The sequence below is a fragment of the Sulfitobacter sp. LC.270.F.C4 genome (assembly GCF_032922545.1).
GTDB lineage: Bacteria > Pseudomonadota > Alphaproteobacteria > Rhodobacterales > Rhodobacteraceae > Sulfitobacter > Sulfitobacter profundi.
The window spans coordinates 3372515-3391339 of record NZ_CP136692.1 but is presented as its reverse complement, the minus strand read 5'-3'; the positions used below and the strand labels follow the sequence as shown (position 1 = coordinate 3391339).

The 18825-nt window shown below is 62.4% G+C and carries 17 protein-coding genes; 14 read left to right on the top strand and 3 right to left on the bottom strand.

All coding sequences use genetic code 11. The features are described 5' to 3' along the window. Window positions 1–86: 86 nt before the first annotated feature. The 7 genes from R1T45_RS20330 to R1T45_RS20300 all read left to right on the top strand — a co-directional run bounded on the left by R1T45_RS20330 (window position 87) and on the right by R1T45_RS20300 (window position 9304). The gene (locus tag R1T45_RS20330) at window positions 87–1643 is read left to right on the top strand and encodes a M81 family metallopeptidase (protein WP_317390095.1); all 1557 of its coding nucleotides are present in this window, start codon (window positions 87–89) and stop codon (window positions 1641–1643) included. Window positions 1644–1677: 34 nt separating this feature from the next. Next, entirely contained in the window at window positions 1678–3288 is a 1611-nt protein-coding gene (locus tag R1T45_RS20325) for an ABC transporter substrate-binding protein (protein WP_132444714.1), read from the top strand. Window positions 3289–3403: 115 nt separating this feature from the next. Beyond that, complete coding sequence (locus tag R1T45_RS20320) at window positions 3404–4345, top strand: ABC transporter permease (RefSeq protein WP_120350187.1); 942 nt, start codon at window positions 3404–3406, stop codon at window positions 4343–4345. Window position 4346: 1 nt separating this feature from the next. Beyond that, the gene (locus R1T45_RS20315; protein ID WP_067625113.1) at window positions 4347–5234 is read left to right on the top strand and encodes an ABC transporter permease; all 888 of its coding nucleotides are present in this window, start codon (window positions 4347–4349) and stop codon (window positions 5232–5234) included. Window positions 5235–5237: 3 nt separating this feature from the next. Next, a complete protein-coding gene (locus tag R1T45_RS20310) occupies window positions 5238–6923 on the top strand; it encodes an ABC transporter ATP-binding protein (RefSeq protein ID WP_317390094.1) in 1686 nt (561 codons plus the stop codon). Beyond that, window positions 6920–8092 carry a M20 aminoacylase family protein gene (locus R1T45_RS20305; protein ID WP_317390093.1) on the top strand — a complete coding sequence of 391 codons (1173 nt, stop codon included), beginning with the start codon at window positions 6920–6922 and terminating at the stop codon, window positions 8090–8092. The genes R1T45_RS20310 and R1T45_RS20305 overlap by 4 nt, the downstream gene beginning before the upstream one ends. Before the next feature lie 72 nt (window positions 8093–8164). Next, window positions 8165–9304, top strand: coding sequence for a M20/M25/M40 family metallo-hydrolase (locus tag R1T45_RS20300; protein ID WP_317390092.1), 1140 nt, complete (start codon window positions 8165–8167; stop codon window positions 9302–9304). A 39-nt stretch (window positions 9305–9343) separates the two neighbouring features. On the opposite strand, the gene R1T45_RS20295 is transcribed toward R1T45_RS20300, so the two are convergent. Next, complete coding sequence (locus R1T45_RS20295; RefSeq protein WP_317390091.1) at window positions 9344–10237, bottom strand: AraC family transcriptional regulator; 894 nt, start codon at window positions 10235–10237, stop codon at window positions 9344–9346. 154 nt (window positions 10238–10391) lie between these two features. Between R1T45_RS20295 and R1T45_RS20290 the strand changes: the two genes are divergently transcribed. The 7 genes from R1T45_RS20290 to R1T45_RS20260 all read left to right on the top strand — a co-directional run bounded on the left by R1T45_RS20290 (window position 10392) and on the right by R1T45_RS20260 (window position 17256). Continuing rightward, window positions 10392–11339 (top strand): SDR family oxidoreductase, encoded by a 948-nt coding sequence (locus tag R1T45_RS20290; protein ID WP_317390090.1) that lies wholly within the window; start codon window positions 10392–10394, stop codon window positions 11337–11339. 232 nt (window positions 11340–11571) lie between these two features. Beyond that, entirely contained in the window at window positions 11572–12702 is a 1131-nt protein-coding gene (locus R1T45_RS20285; protein ID WP_120350193.1) for a TRAP transporter substrate-binding protein, read from the top strand. Between the two features lie 74 nt (window positions 12703–12776). Continuing rightward, window positions 12777–13361 (top strand): TRAP transporter small permease subunit, encoded by a 585-nt coding sequence (locus tag R1T45_RS20280; protein ID WP_067625093.1) that lies wholly within the window; start codon window positions 12777–12779, stop codon window positions 13359–13361. Further along, entirely contained in the window at window positions 13358–14776 is a 1419-nt protein-coding gene (locus tag R1T45_RS20275) for a TRAP transporter large permease subunit (protein WP_120350194.1), read from the top strand. The genes R1T45_RS20280 and R1T45_RS20275 overlap by 4 nt, the downstream gene beginning before the upstream one ends. Before the next feature lie 7 nt (window positions 14777–14783). Next, window positions 14784–16121 carry an amidase gene (locus R1T45_RS20270; protein ID WP_317390089.1) on the top strand — a complete coding sequence of 446 codons (1338 nt, stop codon included), beginning with the start codon at window positions 14784–14786 and terminating at the stop codon, window positions 16119–16121. Window positions 16122–16131: 10 nt separating this feature from the next. Beyond that, window positions 16132–16293, top strand: a complete 162-nt coding sequence (locus R1T45_RS20265; protein WP_165935563.1) for a hypothetical protein — start codon at window positions 16132–16134, stop codon at window positions 16291–16293. Between the two features lie 3 nt (window positions 16294–16296). Then, window positions 16297–17256 carry a 2-hydroxyacid dehydrogenase gene (locus R1T45_RS20260; protein WP_132444698.1) on the top strand — a complete coding sequence of 320 codons (960 nt, stop codon included), beginning with the start codon at window positions 16297–16299 and terminating at the stop codon, window positions 17254–17256. 13 nt (window positions 17257–17269) lie between these two features. On the opposite strand, the gene R1T45_RS20255 is transcribed toward R1T45_RS20260, so the two are convergent. Both R1T45_RS20255 and R1T45_RS20250 read right to left on the bottom strand, forming a co-directional pair. After that, window positions 17270–18205, bottom strand: coding sequence for a DMT family transporter (locus tag R1T45_RS20255; protein WP_317390088.1), 936 nt, complete (start codon window positions 18203–18205; stop codon window positions 17270–17272). Then, window positions 18202–18789: a helix-turn-helix domain-containing protein gene (locus R1T45_RS20250; protein ID WP_317390087.1), complete on the bottom strand. Its 588-nt coding sequence runs from the start codon at window positions 18787–18789 to the stop codon at window positions 18202–18204. The genes R1T45_RS20255 and R1T45_RS20250 overlap by 4 nt, the downstream gene beginning before the upstream one ends. Window positions 18790–18825 lie beyond the last annotated feature (36 nt).

Sequence of the window (18825 nt, the reverse complement as noted above, 5' to 3'; positions counted from 1 at the left end):
ATTGCAGTGCGATACTCAAGAGGTGCAGTCCCGCAAATACAGGGGCTGGTAAGGCGAAGGAGACAGGTTTGGGAAGTGGTTCTGGAATGCGCGTCGCTGTTGCGGGCTTTCTGCACGAGACAAACACATTCGCCCCTAATCCGGCGGATATGGAGGCTTTCCAACGGGGCGGTGGCTATGTCCCCATGGTGCGCGGCGCGGCGATGTTCTCCGCCTTCCAAGAGGTCAATCTTGGCATGGCGGGCGCGCTGCGGGTTGGGCAGGCCCAAGGCTGGGATATCGTTCCGATCCTCTGGGCAGGGGCGATCCCCTCGGCCCATGTAAGCCGCGACGCCTATGAAATGATCGCCGGTGAGATTATCGAAGGCGTCCGAAATGCCGGGCCGCTCGACGGAGTCTTTTTGGACCTGCACGGCGCCATGGTGGCTGAGCATCTCGACGACGGAGAGGGGGAACTGGTCCGGCGTGTGCGTGAGGTCGTGGGGTCGGATTTACCCATCGCAACAGCGCTCGATCTACATGGCAATATTTCTGAAGAGTTTGTTTCGAATGTCGATGTGCTGGTCGGCTTTCGCACCTATCCGCATGTGGATATGGCCGAAACCGGCGCGGCAGCGGCCCGCCATCTTGACCGGATCATGACCACGGGCCTGCGCCCGGCCAAGGCCTTTCGCCAGATGTCATATCTGGTGCCGATCCCGTTTCAATCGACCGAAATGTCGCCGGGGCGCGAGATCTATGAGGGTGTCGCTGCCTGCGAAGCCGCCGGGGCGCTATCGGCCAGCCTGTTCATGGGCTTTCCAGCCGCGGATATACCGGACTGTTGCCCCGTGGCCGTGGCCTATGGCGAAACTCAGGCCGACGCAGATGCCGCCGCCGACAGGCTTGCGGCGTCCTATGAGGCGGCAGCGCCCGCTTTTCTAGAGAACGAAGCCTATGACCCCGACGCGGCGGTGGCAGAGGCGCTTTCACGCGCCGCCGGGGCGGGCCGGGGGCCTGTCGTCATCGCCGACACCCAAGACAATCCCGGCGCGGGAGGCGTTTCAGCGACCACCGGCCTGTTGCGCGCCTTGGTCAAGGCAGAGGCGCAGAATGCAGCCATCGGTTTGATCGTCGACCCCGCCGCCGCCGAAGCGGCCCATCAGGCCGGGGTCGGGGCCGAAGTTAACGTCGCCCTTGGCGGCCATGCCAGCGTGACGGAGGACGCGCCGTTTCAGACGACGGCCACCGTGATGCATCTGTCTGACGGGACGCTGCGCGCAACGGGCCCCTATTACGGCGGCACGGCGCTGAACCTCGGCCCTTCTGCCTGTCTGCGCATCGGCGGGGTTCATGTCGTCGTGACCAGCCGCATTGCCCAGATGGCCGACCGCGAGATGTTTCGCTTTGTCGGCATCCCACCCGAAGAGATGGGCCTGCTGGTGGTCAAAAGCTCGACCCATTTCCGAGCAGACTTTGCCCCCATCGCGCGCGACATCCTTGTCGCCTGCGCGCCGGGGCCGATGCCCCTCAATCCGGCCGACTTGCCCTTCACGCGTCTGCGCGCTGGGCTTCGGCTGTCCCCAGATGGTCCCCGGTTCGGGGCCGACGGTGCACCTTCTGCACCACCTGACCATGGCGGCAAGACTGCCATGGCCCAATAAAAAATCAAAAGATCACTCAACAAGGGAAAACCACATGATACCTCTACGATCCGCACTGAAACAGTCGCGCGGACTTGCCGCCGCCTTCGCCGCCACCACGGCGCTTTTGGCGCCCGGCTCACTGGCGGCGCAGGATGGCGAAACGACCATCACGGCGGTCATGCACTCGGGCCTGCGGGTTCTTGATCCGGTCATCACCACCGCGCATATCACCCGCAACCACGGTTATATGATCTATGACGTGCTGACCGCCGTGGACGAGAATTTTGAGCCGCAGCCGCAGATGGCCAGCTGGGAAGTCTCCGAAGACGGGTTGGTCTATACTTTCACCCTGCGCGATGGGCTGATGTTCCATGACGATGCGCCGGTCACCGGCGAAGATGTCGTGGCCTCTCTCAAACGCTGGGGCAAACGTGATGGCGGTGGCCAGCTGATCTTTGACGTGACCGAAAGCCTTGAGGCCAGCGACGAAAAGACCGTCGTTTGGACCCTGACCGAGCCTTTTGGACCGCTCTTGTCGGTGATCTCCAAACAATCCGCGGTGCCGCCTTTCATCATGCCCAAGCGCGTGGCCGAAACCTCGGCGGATGAGACGATCACGGAATACATCGGCTCCGGCCCCTTCGTCTTTAACCAAGATGAATACGAGCCCGGCGTGAATGTCACCTATGAGAAGTTCGACGACTACGTCCCGCGCGACGAGGAAGCCTCGTGGATGGCGGGCGGCAAGGTCGTCAATGTCGACCGTGTGGTCTGGACCACGATGCCCGACGCGCTGACCGCGATCAACGCGCTCTCGGCGGGGGAGATCGACTATCTCGAACAGGTGCAGATCGACCTGCTGCCGATCCTCGAAAGCAGCCCCGAAGTCTCGGTCGAGACTCGCGATGATCTTGGGTATGTCACCATCGGTCGGCCCAACCACCTGCACCCACCCTTTGACAACAAGCTGGTTCGTCAGGCGGCCATGGCGGCACTGGATCAAGAATCCATGCTGCAAACGATGCAGGGCGACCCGGCCTATTACAACGTCTGCGGCGCGATCTTTGGTTGCTCGACACCCTTGGGTGACGAAGCGGATGCAGAGATCGTGACCGGTGGCGCGGACCCTGAAAAGGCCAAGGCGCTGCTCGAAGAAGCGGGCTATGACGGCACGCCGATCGTGTTGATGGCGCCGACGGATGTGATCAGCCTGATCAACCAACCTGTCGTGGCCGCCCAAGCCCTGCGCGAAGCCGGTTTCGAAGTCGACATGCAGTCGATGGACTGGCAGTCGGTCGTGCAGCGCCGCGCCCAGCAAAGCCCGGTGTCCGAGGGCGGCTGGAACATGTTCTTCACCAACTGGATGGTGCCCGAGGTTTCGGACCCGCTGACCAATGTGATGGTCAGTGGCCGTGGCGACGAGGCATGGTTTGGCTGGCCGACTGATCCCGAGATCGAAGAACTGCGCGCCAAGTTCATGAAAGCCGAAGGGCCCGAGGCGCAAAAAGAAGTGGCTGTCGAGATCCAGAAACACGTCATGGATAACGTCAACTACATCATGATGGGCGAATATCTGATCCCGCAGGCGCGCCGCAATACGATCCAGAACATGCTGCCATCGCCCGTGCCGGTGTTTTGGAACATGACCAAAGAGGCGGAATAGTCCAGCCCTCGGAGAGCGCGCCCGCCGCGCTCTCAACCGTCACCTCTGCACGCAGGCAGCGCCCCGAACCGACTTCGGGACTGCCTTCTTTCCGCCGAAAGGGACCTTCCGGAAAATGCTCGTCTATATCCTGAAGCGCGTATTGGCCACGATCCCGGTCATGCTGATCGTCGCCATCTTCGTCTTCCTTCTGCTGCGTCTCACCCCCGGTGATCCGGCAGCCATTCTTGCCGGCGATGCCGCCACCCCCGCACAGCTCGAACGGATCCGTGACCGTCTGGGTCTGAATGATCCGCTGCTGACACAGTTTTTCACATGGATCGGCCAATTGCTGCGCGGTGATCTGGGCGTCTCGCTTTTGTCGAATACCTCTGTGGCGGGCATGTTGGGCGACCGGCTGGGGCCGACCATCAACATTGCGCTGATGACCATCACGATCTCGGTTCTGCTGGCCGTGCCGATGGGCGTGATCGCCGCCTGGCGTCACCGGACATGGGTCGATTTTCTGGTGATGTCCTTCTCGGTGCTGGGCTTTTCGGTGCCGGTCTTCGTGATCGGCTATATCCTGATCCAAATCTTCGCGATTGAACTGCGTTGGGTGCCGGTGCAGGGCTACAAGGCCCCGTCGGACGGCATCGGGCCGTTCTTCTCGCGGGCCATTCTGCCCTCGCTGACGCTGGCCACGATTTATGTCGCGCTCATCGCGCGGATGACGCGGGCCTCCATGCTCGAAGTTTTGGGCGAAGACTACATCCGCACTGCGCGGGCCAAGGGCGTGCGCGAGAATGTCGTGCTTTTCCGCCATGCGCTGCGCAATGCCGCGGTGCCGATCCTGACCATCATTGGCACCGGTTTCGCGCTGCTGATCTCGGGCGTGGTGGTGACGGAAAGTGTCTTTAACATTCCCGGCATCGGGCGTCTGACGGTCGATGCGATCCTCGCGCGCGACTACCCCGTCATTCAGGCAATGATCCTGCTGACCGCGGGCATCTACGTCTTCGTGAACCTCTTGGTTGACGTCTCCTATTCATTCTTCGACCCAAGGATCCGGTACTGACATGATCGAGCAACCCCAATCCCGTCACAGCGCCTTTCAGGTGCTGACCGGACTGCTTTCCCTGCCTGCGGGCGCGAGGGTCGGTATCGGCCCCATGCTGGCGGCTCTGACCCTTGTAACCATCGTGCTGGCCTCCATTCTGGCGCCACTCTACGTGCCCTATGACCCGCTCGCGATGAACTCAGCCGCGCGGCTCAAACCACCGTCCGAGGAATTTCTGCTGGGCACCGACCCTTACGGGCGGGACACATTCTCCCGCGTGATGGTGGGCGGGCGCGTGTCGCTGCTCATTGGCGTCGGCGCGGCGCTGGTCAGCGTCGCCATCGGCTTGGCCATCGGCCTTGTGGCGGGGTTCTTTCGGATGGCCGACAGCATCATCATGCGGATCATGGACAGCCTGATGGCGATCCCTGCGATCCTGCTGGCAATTGCCTTGGTGGCGCTGAATGGGCCGAGCCTTGGGTCGGTGATCATCGCGATCACCGTGCCAGAGGTGCCGCGCGTGGTGCGGCTGGTCCGCTCTGTCGTGCTCTCAGCGCGCGAGGAACCCTATGTCGAGGCCGCGATCGCGCTTGGCTCCTCCATGCCCAAAATCCTGATCCAGCACCTGATGCCCAACACGATGGCGCCGCTGATCGTGCAGGGCACCTATATCTGCGCCTCGGCGATCCTGATCGAGGCGATCCTCAGCTTCCTTGGCGCGGGCGTCAGCACCGAGATCCCCACATGGGGCAACATCATGGCCGAGGGGCGGACCTACTTTCAGATCAAGCCGGGGCTGATCTTTTGGCCGGGTCTGCTGCTGTCGCTTTGCATCCTGTCGATCAACCTGTTGGGCGACACCGCACGCGATCTGCTCGATCCGCGCATGAAGAAACGGGAGGGCTGAGAGATGCAGTTCAAGAACAAAAACTTCTCGGAGGCGCGTGAGGTGCTCAAAGTGCGCGATCTGCGCATCGGGTTGAGCGGGCGTCCACAGGCCAAACCGGTGATTGACGGCATCGACCTGACGATCCGGGCGGGCGAAACGCATTGCTTGGTGGGTGAATCCGGTTCGGGCAAATCCGTGACCTCGCTCGCGGCCATGGGGCTGCTGCCGAAATCGGCCCTAGAGGTACAGGGCGGCAGCATCACGCTGGATGACTTCGAGATCACCAGCGCCAGCCACGCCCAGATGCGCCAGTTGCGTGCGCGGCGCATCGCGATGATTTTCCAAGAGCCGATGACCGCGCTGAACCCGGTGCTGCGGGTGGGCGAGCAGATCATGGAAGTGCTCAACATGCACAGTGATCTCAGCCAGTCCGAGGCCAAGAAACGCACGCTCGACATGATGGATCAGGTGCATTTGCCGGATGTGAACCGCATTTTCTCGGCCTTCCCGCACCAGCTCTCCGGGGGGCAGCGCCAGCGCATCATGATCGCCATGGCGCTGATCCTCGACCCTGATCTGCTGATCGCGGATGAGCCGACAACGGCGCTGGATGTGACCACACAGTTGCAGATCCTCAAGCTGATTGCCGAGATGCAAGAGCGACACGGCACCGCCGTTCTCTTCATCACCCACGACATGGGCGTGGTGGCCGAGATCGCGGATACCGTGACGGTCATGCAGCAGGGCAAGATCGTCGAACGCGCGCCGATTGAAAAGCTCCTGACCGATCCGCAAAAGGACTATACCCGCACGCTTTTGACGGCGGTGCCAAACCTCACCCCGCGCCCCGCAAGGGCGGCGGCAGCGCAGAGCGAGGTGGTGCGTGTCGCCGGGCTTGATATGACCTATGGCGGCGGCGGCTTCCTGCGCCGCAGCGAAGGGGTCAAGGCCGCGCAGGATGTCAGCTTTACCATCAAACCGGGGCGGACGCTGGGCATTGTGGGCGAGTCCGGCTCCGGCAAATCCACCGTGGCACGGGCCATTATGCGGCTGATTGATCCGACTGCGGGCAGCGTGAATGTCGCGGGGACCGAGATTGCCAAACTCTCGCGCCGCCAACTGCGCGACCACCGCAAACATCTGCAAATCGTGTTTCAGGATCCCTACCGCTCGCTCAACCCGCGCTGGACCGTGGCGCGCAGTCTTTGCGAAGGGCCGATCAATTTTGGCACCCCGCGTGCCGAAGCGATGCGCCATGCCGCTGAGCTGATGGAACTGGTGGACCTGCCGCGCGACGCGCTGGACCGCTATCCACATCAGTTCTCGGGCGGGCAGCGCCAGCGTATCGCCATTGCGCGGGCGGTGGCGATGAAGCCCGATCTGCTGGTCGCGGATGAGGCCGTCTCGGCGCTCGACGTGAGTGTGCAGGCGCAGGTGCTAGACCTTTTGGATGATATCCAAGAGAAGTTCGGCGTGGCCATGCTGTTCATCACCCACGATCTGCGCGTCGCAGCGCAGATTTGTGACGAGGTCTTGGTCATGCAGCGCGGGCAGGTCGTTGAATACGGCCCCGCAGGCGATGTGCTGGCCAATCCACATCACGTCTACACCCGCAACCTGATCGAAGCGGCACCGGGCCGCCATTGGGATTTTGCCAACTATCGCGCGCTCGGCAGCGCTACCATGACGACAGGAGCCACCGCATGACCGTCCTTCCCAAGATCGAAGCCTTTGCCGCCGATCTCACCGCCATCCGTCAAGATATCCACGCCCATCCCGAACTGGGGTTCGAAGAGGTCCGCACCGCGGGCATCGTGGCCGAAAAGCTGCGCGCCTACGGCGTGGACGAGGTGCACGAAGGGCTGGGTGGCACGGGTGTTGTCGGCATCATCAAGGGCGCGGGCGGCGGCAACCGCCGTGTGGGGCTGCGCGCGGATATGGACGCGCTGCCAATTGTCGAGGATTCCGGCGTGCCCTACACTTCGACCAACCCCGGGCGGATGCATGCCTGCGGCCACGATGGCCATACCACCATGCTCTTGGGGGCCGCGCGCTATTTGGCGGAGACACGGGATTTCGACGGCACCGTGGTGCTGATCTTTCAACCCGCCGAAGAGGGCTTGGGCGGCGCGCGCCGGATGCTGGAGGAAGGGCTGTTCGAGAAGTTCCCCTGTGACGAAATTTACGGCATGCACAACGATCCAAACTCAGAGCCGGGTGTGGTCAATGTCACCCCCGGCGCGGCGATGGCCGGGGCGGCATTCTTTGACATTACCGTCAAGGGCACCGGCAGCCACGCGGCGATGCCGCATCAGTCGCGTGATCCCCTCGTCATCGGCACGGCGCTGGTGCAGCAGTTACAATCCGTGGTCAGCCGCAACACCCCGCCGACCAAGCCGATCGTGCTGTCTGTCACTAAATTCAACGCAGGTTCGGCCTATAACGTGGTGCCTGACACCGCCACCATCGCGGGCACGATCCGTTACTTCCACCAAGACGTGATCGAGATGGCCGAGGCCCGGATGCGCGAACTCTGCGCAGGCATGGCGAGTGCCTATGGGATTGAGATCGCAGTTGATATCCGCAACGTCTTTGACGTGTTGATGAACGATCCGGAACTCACCACCGCCTATGTCGAAGCGGCGGCCAGTGTGGTGGGGGGCGAGAATGCCCATGTCTCGACCGAGCAGGCCAGCGGGTCCGAGGATTTCGCGGATATGTTGAAAGTGGTGCCGGGCGCCTATTGCCGGGTGGGTCATGCGGGCAGCGTGCCGTTGCACAACCCCGGTTTCGTACTGGATGACGCCATTCTGCCCATCGGTGCCTCGATCTATGCAAGGATCGTTGAGACACGCCTGCCGAAGGTCGGCAGCTAGGCCATTGCACCCAAACGCTTTATTTTAATCTATTCGCCCTGCTGTCGCGCAGCGGAGAAAAGGAATTTGAATATGACCAACCCGCTCGATTTGCCCTTTGACACCGAAGAGATGCTCACCGGGCTGCGCCCTTGGATCGAAACCGAAAGCCCCACATTCGACGGGGCGGCGGTGAACCGGATGATGGATGTGGTGCAGCACGATTTGGCGATCCTGGGCGCGCGGACCGAGCGTATCCCAAGCCCGATGGGGCTGGGCGACAGCCTGCGCGCGGAGATGCCTCATCCCAAAGCGGGCGAGGGGGGCATTCTGCTTCTGGGCCATATGGACACGGTTCACCCCATCGGCACATTGGCCAAGCTGCCCTACAAACGCGAAGGCGAGATTTGCTATGGGCCCGGCCTGATGGACATGAAGGGCGGCAATTACGTCTATCTTGATGCGCTGCGCAAACTGCTGGCCGCCGGGGTCGAGACGCCGCTGCCGGTGACGGTGCTCTTCACCCCTGATGAGGAAATCGGCACCCCCGCCACCCGCCGGCTGATCGAAGAGGAGGCCAAGCGCCACAAATACATCCTCGTCCCCGAACCCGCGCGCCCCGACGGCGGCGCGGTGATCGGGCGCTATGCCATCGCGCGGTTCAATCTTCAGACGCGGGGCCGCCCCAGTCATGCGGGCTGGGCGCTGTCCGAAGGCCGCTCGGCCATCGCGGAAATGGCCAAGGCCGTGGGCACGATCGAAGGCATGACGACCGAGGACTGCACCTTTTCGCTTGGGGTCTTTCACGCGGGCCAATGGGTCAACTGCGTGTCCTCGGTCTGCGATGCCGAGGTGCTGAGCATGGCCAAGACGCAAGAACAACTCGACGCAGGCGTGGAAAAGATGATGGCGCTGAATTCGGACGAAGGCGACGTGATCATGGAAATCCGCCGCGGTGTCACCCGCCCGGTTTGGGAGCCCGACCAGCCCGGCACGATGGCCATGCTGAAACTTGCCCAAGACATCGGGGGCGAACTGGGGATCGAGATCACCGGAAGCTCTGCCGGGGGCGGATCGGACGGCAACTTTACCGGTTTTCTGGGCTTGCCCACGCTCGATTCCATTGGCGTCCGTGGCAAGGGGCTGCATACCTTGCAAGAGCATATCCACATCGCCAGCCTGACCGAACGCGCCAAGCTGGCGGCGGGTCTGTTCTGTCGGCTGACACCGTAAAGAGGGATCGATGGCAGGGAGGGGGCTGTCGGTTCCCCTCTACGCCAGCCCGGCGGCCATCTGCTGTGCGTCGCTCCATTCGCGGGGGGATTGGCCATACATGCGCTTGAATTCCCGGCTGAATTGCGAGGCGCTGACATAGCCCACCCCCATCGCCGCTTCGCTGACCGTGGTCCCGCCTGCGATTTTCATCGCGGCATTGTTCAGCCGCATGGATTTGACGAACTGAATCGGCGACATCGTCGTTACCTTTTTGAACTTGCGGTGAAATACCGCGCGGCTCATCCCGGCGCGTTTGGCCATATCGTCGATAGAGATGGGCGCGTCCAAATGGGCGGCGACATGCGAAATCGCCCGCGCAACAGCATTGCCCGCCCCAAAGGCGCGCCGCGCAAAGACCCCTGCCTCCCCTTTGAGAATAGCATAGTATAGCTCACGCAGACGCGCATCGGAGAGCACGGCGCGGTCGGTCTCGCTCTGACCCAATTGCAACAGACGCAACAGCGCGTCAGAGAAGGCATCATCCCATGCGGCCAGCTTGATGCCCTCCGCCCGCAGATCGCCGGGGGCGGGGGGGATGAGGCTTCCCGCGCTTTCCATTTCTAGCGATAGTTCGGCCATCAAACGCGCATCAAGGGCGATCAAGACGCCATAAAGCGGGGTTTGGGGTGACGCGCTTGGCGTGCCCGCTTTGACCGGCATCGACATCGGGCAGCACATATAGCGGCTGTCGTCATAGACATAGCGCTTGCCGTCCAAAACAGCCTCCTTGGCGCCGCTGACGATGGCGATGACACAGGGCTCATAGACCGCTGGCACACAGGGGATCGCGCTGGTCGCTTGGAAAAGCTGAACGCCCTTGATGCCGGTCTCGGTCAGGCCGTCGCGCTGGCTGTGCTGTTCGATGATATGTCGGATTTGCTGTTTGCTCATGGCCCCAACCTAGGGCCGCATATTTGATGAAAGCAATAGGAGTGAGAGGATCAGGCAAGTAATCGCGACGATCTGGCCTGTTTCCCTTGGGTGGTGAGATTTATCTGCAAGGCCAACGGGGCGCGATGCCTCTTTAACGGTAAGGAGCAAGACCATGGCAGACAAGACTTTCGGCGCGCACGGCTGGACCCCTGAGCGGATTGGCAGGCTGGAGGGGAAGACCTTTGTGATCACCGGGGCCAATGCAGGGGCCGGTTTTCAGGCGGCGCGGACCTTGCTGAGCAAAGGTGCCGCGGTCGTGATGCTGAACCGCAGTGCAGAGCGGTCGGCGGAGGCCGTGGCAAAGCTGAAAGACGAATATGGCGCGGCGGCGCAGGTCAGCTTTATTCGGATGGATTTGGCCGATCTGGACACGGTGCGCAGCGCTGCGGCAGAGCTTCTGCGCGATGTTCCCCGGATCGACGCGCTGATCTGCAACGCCGCCATCGCGCAGGTGCCAAGCCGCCAGCTAACCAAGGCGGGACATGAAAGCCAGTTGGGCACCAACCACTACGGCCACTTCCTGCTCTGCGGGCTGTTGTTCGACCGGATCGAAGAGACCGCGGGCCGGATCGCGGTGGTGGCGAGCCTTGGCTACAAGATGGGCCTGCGCACCATCCAGTTCGACGACATGAACTGGGACAAGAACTACCGCGCCAACCCCGCCTATAGTCAGAGCAAGCTGGCGCAGATGATGTTTGCCTATGAATTGCAGGACCGCGTCGCGCAGGCGGGAAAGAACGTTGAGGTCTATGTCTGCCACCCCGGTGCCTCGGCCACCTCTTTGATCAGCACCAGCGGTGGCCTGATGACGCGGTTCACGTGGTGGCTCATGTCGAAACTGCCGATCGTTCAAACGGCAGAGCGGGGCGCCTATCCAGAGGTCATGTGCGCCACCGAAAACGGGCTGGAGCAGCGCGCGCTTTACGGCCCCGCAGGCCGAATGGAGATGGTCGGCCCGGTCGGGCGCGGATCGCTGGAGCCCTATGCCTACGACAAAGCCACGATGGTCAAGCTCTGGCAGCGGTCCGAGGAAGAAACCGGTTTTCACTGGGCCGTGTGAGGTGGGGCGGGGCATGTAATAGCCCCGCCAAACCCTGCGAAATCAGGCATGCTCGGACCCGGCGCAGAGTGTCGTTTCGTGTGTCAGTTGCACAATAAAGTTGCAGTTGATGAGCCGTCAGCGGACAATTCTTGCCAAATGAGATCTTTCGGTTAGTCTCTGATCTCGGGCCGCCCGACCGAAAGCGTATTTCAAAGTAAGCAAAGGGGCGGCCACTCTGGGAGGAGGAAATATGACTGAGACTAAAAAGTTCAATCGACGTTCGTTCCTGACGAAGTCCGCACTTGCTGGGGGGGCCGCTACCGGGAGCATGCTGGCCGCACCGGCGGTGTTGGCCCAAGCGCCGATCGTCATCAAGATGCAGACGTCGTGGAATGACGCCAACATCTGGCAAGACTTTGCCCGCGATTACGCGACACGGGTGGAGGAGATGTCAGGAGGGCGTCTCAAGGTCGACGTGCTGCCTGCGGGCGCGGTTGTTGCTGCGTTCCAAGTGCTTGATGCGGTGAACGACGGTTTGATTGATGCGGCGCATTCCGTGCCCGTCTATTGGTACGGCAAAAACAAAGCTGCGTCGCTCTTTGGCACGGGGCCGGTCTTTGGCGGCTCTGCCACAACCATGCTGTCGTGGTTCTACCAAGGCGGCGGTCAGGAGCTTTATAACGAGCTGACGCAAGATATCATGGGCCTCGACGTTGTGGGCTATATGGGCTTCCCGATGTTCGCGCAGCCCTTTGGTTGGTTCAAAGAAGAGGTCAATACGGTCGATGACCTGCAAGGCTTCAAGTACCGCACCGTGGGTCTGGCCGCCGATCTGATGGCCAAGCTGGGCATGTCTGTTGCACAGTTGCCGGGCGGTGAAATCGTGCCCGCGATGGAGCGGGGCGTGATCGACGCCTTTGAGTTCAACAACCCCTCATCGGACAAGGATTTCGGCGCACAGGACGTTGCCAAGAACTACTATCTGTCGTCCTATCACCAAGCGTCTGAGAGCTTTGAATTCCTGTTCTCCAAGATGTTCCTCGAAGACCTCGACCCTGATCTTCAAGCGATCCTCAAATACGCTGTGGAAGCGGTTTCGACCGCGAACACGGCCAAGGCGATGGACCGCTATTCGGCAGACCTGCAATTCCTGCAAAACGAAGCGGGCGTGAACGTGCGGCGGACGTCGAAAGATATCCTCGATGCGCAGCTCAAAGCATGGGACGAGTTGATCCCAGAGCTGGAATCCGATCCCTTCATGAAAAAGACCCTCGACAGTCAGCGCGAATGGGTCGACCGCGTGGCCTATTACGAGTTGATGAACTCGCCGGACTACGGGCTTGCTTATGAGCATTACTTCCCCGGCAAGATCAAAATGTGATCACGCATACCCGCAAGTAATGAGGCCCCCGGCGCCACCATGCGCCGGGGGCTCTACGAGACACTGGGGACATCATGATATCTTTCATTCGGTTCGCCGATAACCTTTCCGCATGGTTCGGCAAGGCTTTCGCTTGGCTCATTTTGCTGATGTCCATCGGCACGGGCTACGAAGTTTTTGTGCGCTATGTGCTGAACAATCCCACCGCTTGGGCGCTGGACGTGTCCTTCATCATGTATGGCACGCTCTTTATGATGGGCGGGGCCTATACGCTGTCGCGGGGCGGCCATGTGCGGGGGGACTTCCTCTACCGGCTGTTCCAGCCGCGCACCCAAGGCATGATCGATCTCGTGCTCTACATCATCTTCTTTTTCCCCGGGGTCACGGCGCTGATCCTTGCGGGGTGGAAATACGCCGCCCGATCTTGGTCATACGGCGAAGTTTCGGTCAACAGCCCGGCGGGCGTGCCGATCTACCAATTCAAGGCGGTCATCGTAGCGGCCGGAATACTGCTGTTTATCCAAGGCATTGCACAGGTTTGCCGCTGCCTTATCGCAATCCGCTCAAATTACTGGCTCGAAGCAGAGGAAGATGTCTTTGAAACCGAAGACCTCATGATGCGCGAAGCCAACAAGGCCGAGAAAGACCATATCACATGACCGATCCGCAAATTGCCCTGATGATGCTTGGGCTCTTCATCGTCTTCGTCTTTCTGGGTTTCCCGATTGCTTTCACGCTGATGGCGATGGGCATCGGCTTTGGCTACTACGCCTATTTCGACGCGCGCCGCATGTGGCGCAGCTTTGACCGGCTGGATGAGGGGGCCGGGCAATGGGAGCAATGGACGACGTGGTTCGAGGGGTTATTCAACAACCGAATATTCGACCTCTTCGTGAACCAGACCTTTACGGTGATGTCGAACGAAGTGCTGACCGCCGTGCCGCTGTTCTTGTTCATGGGCTACATCGTGGAGCGGTCGAACATCGTCGACCGGCTTTTCACCACGCTCAACATCGCGTCGAAGAACATCCCCGGTTCCATGGGGGTCGCGGCGTTGATCACCTGCGCACTTTTCGCGACCGCTACCGGGATCGTCGGTGCTGTTGTGACGCTGATGGGCCTCTTGGCGCTGCCGGCGATGTTGAAGGCACGCTATGATCCGTCCTTTGCGGCGGGCATCATCTGCGCGGGTGGCACGTTGGGCATCCTGATCCCGCCGTCGATCATGCTGATCGTCTATGCGGCGGCAACGAATGTCTCCATCGTGCGGCTCTATGCGGCGGCGCTGCTGCCGGGGCTGACGCTGGTCGGGCTCTATCTCGTCTACATCATCGGGCGCTCGCTCTTGCAGCCGTCCTCCGCTCCGCGGCCTACGGCGGATGAAGTGCCGGATATGCCGATGGGCAAGCTCTTGTTGATGATTGCCACATCCTTCCTGCCGCTTGCCTTCCTCATCTTCGCGGTGCTGGGCTCGATCCTCTTCGGCCTCGCCACCCCGACAGAGGCGGCCTCGATCGGCGCATTGGGCGGCATCTTCCTTGCCTTCATTTACCGCGCGATGACATGGCAGCGAATGCGCGAAAGCGTCTATCTCACGGTGCGCACCACGGCGATGGTCTGCTGGCTTTTCGTCGGCTCCTACACCTTCTCGGCGGTGTTCTCTTACCTTGGGGGGGAGCATGTGATTTCCGAGTTCGTGCAGTCGCTGAACCTGTCGCCGATCATGTTCCTGATCCTTGCGCAGCTCATCATCTTCCTGCTGGGCTGGCCGCTGGAATGGTCCGAGATCATCATCATCTTCGTGCCGATCTTCTTGCCCCTGCTGGCGGTGTTCGAGATTGATCCGCTGTTCTTTGGCATCCTCGTGGCGCTGAACCTACAGACCAGTTTCTTAACGCCACCGATGGCCATGTCGGCCTATTACCTCAAGGGGATCGCCCCGCCCGAGTTGCGTCTGACGCAGATTTTCGCGGGCGTGATGCCGTTCCTCTTCTGCGTGATCCTGTCGATGGTGCTGATGTATGTCTTCCCGCAGATCGTCTTCTACCTGCCGGAGGTGTTCTATGGGCGCTGAGCCAAGGATGACCGCAGCGGCAGCACTTGGCGTGACCGAACTGCGGGACCGCTTGGCGAGCGGCGCGCTGGACGCGCTGGCGCTGGTCGAAAGCTACATCGCGCGGATCGAAGCGCGCGAGGAAGTCGTGGGCGCTTGGGCGTGGTTCGATCCCGAGTTCGCCCGCGCACAGGCCCGCACGCTCGACAGTTATCGTCGGGCGGGCCGACCGCTTGGGCGGTTGCACGGGCTGCCGGTGGGGCTGAAAGACGTGATCGACACCCGCAGCATCCCGACTGAGAACGGCGCGGCCCAAGACAAGGGGCGCGTGCCGCTGCGCGATGCTTTCATCGTGGAGCGGCTCAAGGCCGAGGGCGCGATCATCATGGGCAAGACGGTCACGACCGAGCTTGCCTTCATGCATCCGGGCAAGACCACCAATCCGCATAATCCGGCGCATAGCCCCGGCGGCTCGTCCCAAGGTTCGGCGGCGGCTGTGGCGGATGGCATGGTGCCGCTGGCCATCGGCACGCAGACGGGCGGCTCGGTGATCCGGCCTGCGTCCTATTGTGGGGTCACCGGCTTCAAACCGACCTTCGGCGCGATCCCGCGCCGGGGGGTGCTGACGCAGTCACCCTCGCTCGACACCATTGGTGTCTTTGCCAGCGATCCCGCCGGTGCGGCGCTGCTGGCCGAGGTGCTATTTGGCCATGACCCCGAAGACAGCGCCACCGAACTTGCCCCCAAGCCCGCGCTTTTGGTGCAGACCACCACCGCGCCGCCGATCCCGCCGGTCTTTGGTTTCGTGCGCCCGCGGGGGTGGGAGGATGCCGATCCGCAGCTTCACGCGGCTTTCGAAGAATTGGTCGCAGCGCTCGGCGATCAGGCGTTCGAACTGCCCCTGCCGTCGGTCTTCGACGGGGCGGCAGAGGCGCGCAAACGCATCAACTTTGCCGAGATGGCCTATCACTATTACCCCTATCTGCGCGATGGGGCCGACCTGCTGTCACCCGCGACGCGCGAGGCGATGGAGGCGGGCAACAAGGTGCTGGCCCGCGATTACCAATCGGCCCGCGACCTGCCCAAGGTGCTGACCGCCGCGCTGGAAGAATTGCTGACCCGCTGCGACGTGCTTTTGTGCCCATCGGCCACCGGCCCCGCACCGCACGGGTTGGACACGACCGGGGATCCGATTTTCAACGGGCTATGGACGCTCTGCGGCAGCCCCTGTGTGAACGTGCCTTTGATGACATCGGAAGACGGGCTGCCGATGGGCGTGCAACTGGTCGGCGGACACGGCCAAGACGGACGCCTGATGCGCAGCGCACAATGGCTTTTCGACTGGGCCGATGGCGCAACCCAATGAGGATTGAAACATGAACCGTTTACTTGCTCTTTTCGCCTTTGCCGCGATTGCGATCTTTCTGCTGATCCTCGCGGTTGAGGTGCCCAGCATTGATCTGATCATCATTGTCGCGGTGACGCTGGCCTTCGTGGCCTATGATTTCTTCACCTCCAGTCGGAAGGATCGGGACTGACCCATGGGCAAGCCTGTCATCTGGATCACCCGGCAGCTTTCTGACGCCACGCTCAACCGGGCGCGGCGTGACTATGAGGTGATCTGGGATCCGGCTGACGCACCCGGCAGCGCCGAGGATATCATCGCGATGAGCGCGCGGGTCGATGGCATGATCCCCTGTCACTCCGAGCATTTCAGCGCCGATGTGGTGGCCCAGCTTGACCCCCGGCTCAAGATCATCGCCAACCACTCCGTCGGGGTGGATCACTGCGACCTGCCCAGCCTCAAGGCGCGGGGAATTGTCGTGACGAACACGCCCGGCGTTCTGTCGGATGCCACGGCGGAACTGGCGCTGATGCTGATGCTGGGGGCTGCGCGGCATGCGGTGGCGGGGGACCAGCTTGTGCGCAGCGGGCAGTGGCAGTCGTGGTCGCCCGCGATGCTGGTCGGCAAACAGCTCTCCGGTGCGCGGCTCGGGATCATCGGTATGGGCGGCGTGGGCCGCGCCTTTGCCCGCAAGGCGCGCGGGCTGGATATGGAGATTCATTACCACAACCGCCGCCCTCTGAACCCGGAGGAGGAGGCGGGCGCGGCTTATCACGCCGACTTGGACGACCTGCTGGCGGTGTCGGACTTCCTATCGCTGCACTGCCCGGCCACACCCGAAACCGTCGGCCTTTTGAACGCAGCACGGCTGGCGCGTCTGCCCAAGGGCTGCGTAATCGTCAACACCGCGCGCGGCAATCTGGTGGATGAGGCGGCGCTGCTTGAGGCGCTGACCTCGGGCCATGTCGGCGCGGCGGGGTTGGATTGTTTCGTGACTGAGCCGGGCGGCAACCCGGCCTTTGCCGCCCATGACAACGTGATGATGATGCCGCATGTCGGCAGCGCTACCGTGGCCACCCGCGATGCGATGGGATTCAAGGCGCTGGACAACCTCGATCACTTTTTCCGGGGAGAGACACCGCCGGATCAGCTGTAGCGACGGCGGCCCGTCAAGCGACACCCGGCGGCTGCGCAGCCACGCCGCGGCGCAGCCGTGATGGCAAGGGTAGGGTGATGATGGCAAGACAGCCAATCACCAGCGCCACGCCGATCCAGCCAAGCGGGGGAAGGCGTTCCCCTACGATGACCACGGCGAGTACCGCGGCGACGACCGGCTCGAACAGGGTGATCACGGTGGCCATGCTTGCCTCCACCCGGGCAAGGCCATAGCCGAAGGCGATATAGCCCAAAAACATCGGCACAGCGGCCATATAAAGCCCCACGGCGGCGTTGTTCCATGACGCCAGAAAAGCCCCGCCCGAGATCAGCAGCACCGGCATCAGCAGCAGCCCACCCAGCCCGAAGGTCGCTCCCATGGCCACGGTAGAGCCGGTGCCTTGCAGCATCATCTTGCGCGCGCTCCACGAATAAAGCGCGTAGGTGAAGCCCCCGATCAGGCCCAGCAAGACGCCCAAGGGAACCGATGGCGCGCGCAGCGTCTCCCCATGGGCGGCGTTTTCGGCCAAACAGATCAGCCCCATGCCGATCAGCCCCACCGCCGCGCCAAGGGACCAGCGCAGGGTCAGGCGGCGGCGTTCCAGAAGGTACTCGATCAGCGCCGAGAGCAGCGGCGCAGAGCCGATGGTGATGACCGTGCCCACCGTCACCCCCGCCAGCCGCATCGCGCCGTAAAAGGCCAGCGGATAGACCGCCACCGCCACTGCGCCGATGACCAGCAGGCGGCGCTGCTGCCAGAGCCGCGTACGTTGGTTCAGGATGCCGCGCCCGGCCCAAAGGGCCTGCGCGATCCCGCCCAGACCCATGGCCGCAGCACCAATGGCGGCGGCGCTCACGTCGGGGGCAAAGGTGGCGGCGGCGCCGGTGGTGCCCCAGACAACGGCTGCGAAAAGGATGGCGATCACGCCCCAGCGGTGACCCTGCATCATGCGAGCATCCTTAGCATATCTTTGGCCATCGCGCGCGCCGTGCGCACCCGGCGGCTGTCGCCCTCAAGTCCGGCGCGGGCCATCGCGCCTTCCAACAGAAACGCAAGATGCGCGGCGGTGGCGGCGGCGCGGTCCGGGGCCTCGGGCAATAATTCGGCAAGGTGCTGGGCCAAGATGCGCTCCACCTCCTCTTTGTGCTGGCGCACCGCGTCGCGCCCGGCATCGCCTGCCTCAAGCTCTGCCGCCGCGTTCAATAGGCCACATCCCCGAAAGCCGCGCTCATAGGCGCATTCTGCATGATCCTGATAGGCGTCGAAGACGGCCAAGACCCGCGCCTGAGGTGTCTGTGCGGCAGCGGCCCGCGCGGCGTAAAGCGCAAGCCACTCCGCGTGCCGCGCCTCTAGGTATTGGCTCACCAGATCGGCTTTGGAGGAAAAGTTGTTGTAGAGGCTTTTCTTGGCCACGCCCGCACGGGCGACGATGGCGTCGATCCCCGTGGCACTGATGCCGTGGTTGTAAAACAGCTCCTGCGCGGCCTGCATCAGCCGATCATGGGCGGGGCGTTGTCTGGGGGCCTTTGGCATGATCTCTCCTGCGGGTAGGTAGACCGGTATACCTAA

Coding starts and splice junctions, on each gene's coding strand:
- R1T45_RS20280 (WP_067625093.1), top strand. CDS start 12,777: ATGATATCTTTCATTCGGTTCGCCGATAACCTTTCCGCATGGTTCGGC.
- R1T45_RS20275 (WP_120350194.1), top strand. CDS start 13,358: ATGACCGATCCGCAAATTGCCCTGATGATGCTTGGGCTCTTCATCGTC.
- R1T45_RS20320 (WP_120350187.1), top strand. CDS start 3,404: ATGCTCGTCTATATCCTGAAGCGCGTATTGGCCACGATCCCGGTCATG.
- R1T45_RS20295 (WP_317390091.1), bottom strand. CDS start 10,237: ATGAGCAAACAGCAAATCCGACATATCATCGAACAGCACAGCCAGCGC.
- R1T45_RS20325 (WP_132444714.1), top strand. CDS start 1,678: ATGATACCTCTACGATCCGCACTGAAACAGTCGCGCGGACTTGCCGCC.
- R1T45_RS20265 (WP_165935563.1), top strand. CDS start 16,132: ATGAACCGTTTACTTGCTCTTTTCGCCTTTGCCGCGATTGCGATCTTT.
- R1T45_RS20260 (WP_132444698.1), top strand. CDS start 16,297: ATGGGCAAGCCTGTCATCTGGATCACCCGGCAGCTTTCTGACGCCACG.
- R1T45_RS20290 (WP_317390090.1), top strand. CDS start 10,392: ATGGCAGACAAGACTTTCGGCGCGCACGGCTGGACCCCTGAGCGGATT.
- R1T45_RS20285 (WP_120350193.1), top strand. CDS start 11,572: ATGACTGAGACTAAAAAGTTCAATCGACGTTCGTTCCTGACGAAGTCC.
- R1T45_RS20255 (WP_317390088.1), bottom strand. CDS start 18,205: ATGATGCAGGGTCACCGCTGGGGCGTGATCGCCATCCTTTTCGCAGCC.
- R1T45_RS20305 (WP_317390093.1), top strand. CDS start 6,920: ATGACCGTCCTTCCCAAGATCGAAGCCTTTGCCGCCGATCTCACCGCC.
- R1T45_RS20315 (WP_067625113.1), top strand. CDS start 4,347: ATGATCGAGCAACCCCAATCCCGTCACAGCGCCTTTCAGGTGCTGACC.
- R1T45_RS20310 (WP_317390094.1), top strand. CDS start 5,238: ATGCAGTTCAAGAACAAAAACTTCTCGGAGGCGCGTGAGGTGCTCAAA.
- R1T45_RS20250 (WP_317390087.1), bottom strand. CDS start 18,789: ATGCCAAAGGCCCCCAGACAACGCCCCGCCCATGATCGGCTGATGCAG.
- R1T45_RS20300 (WP_317390092.1), top strand. CDS start 8,165: ATGACCAACCCGCTCGATTTGCCCTTTGACACCGAAGAGATGCTCACC.
- R1T45_RS20270 (WP_317390089.1), top strand. CDS start 14,784: ATGACCGCAGCGGCAGCACTTGGCGTGACCGAACTGCGGGACCGCTTG.
- R1T45_RS20330 (WP_317390095.1), top strand. CDS start 87: ATGCGCGTCGCTGTTGCGGGCTTTCTGCACGAGACAAACACATTCGCC.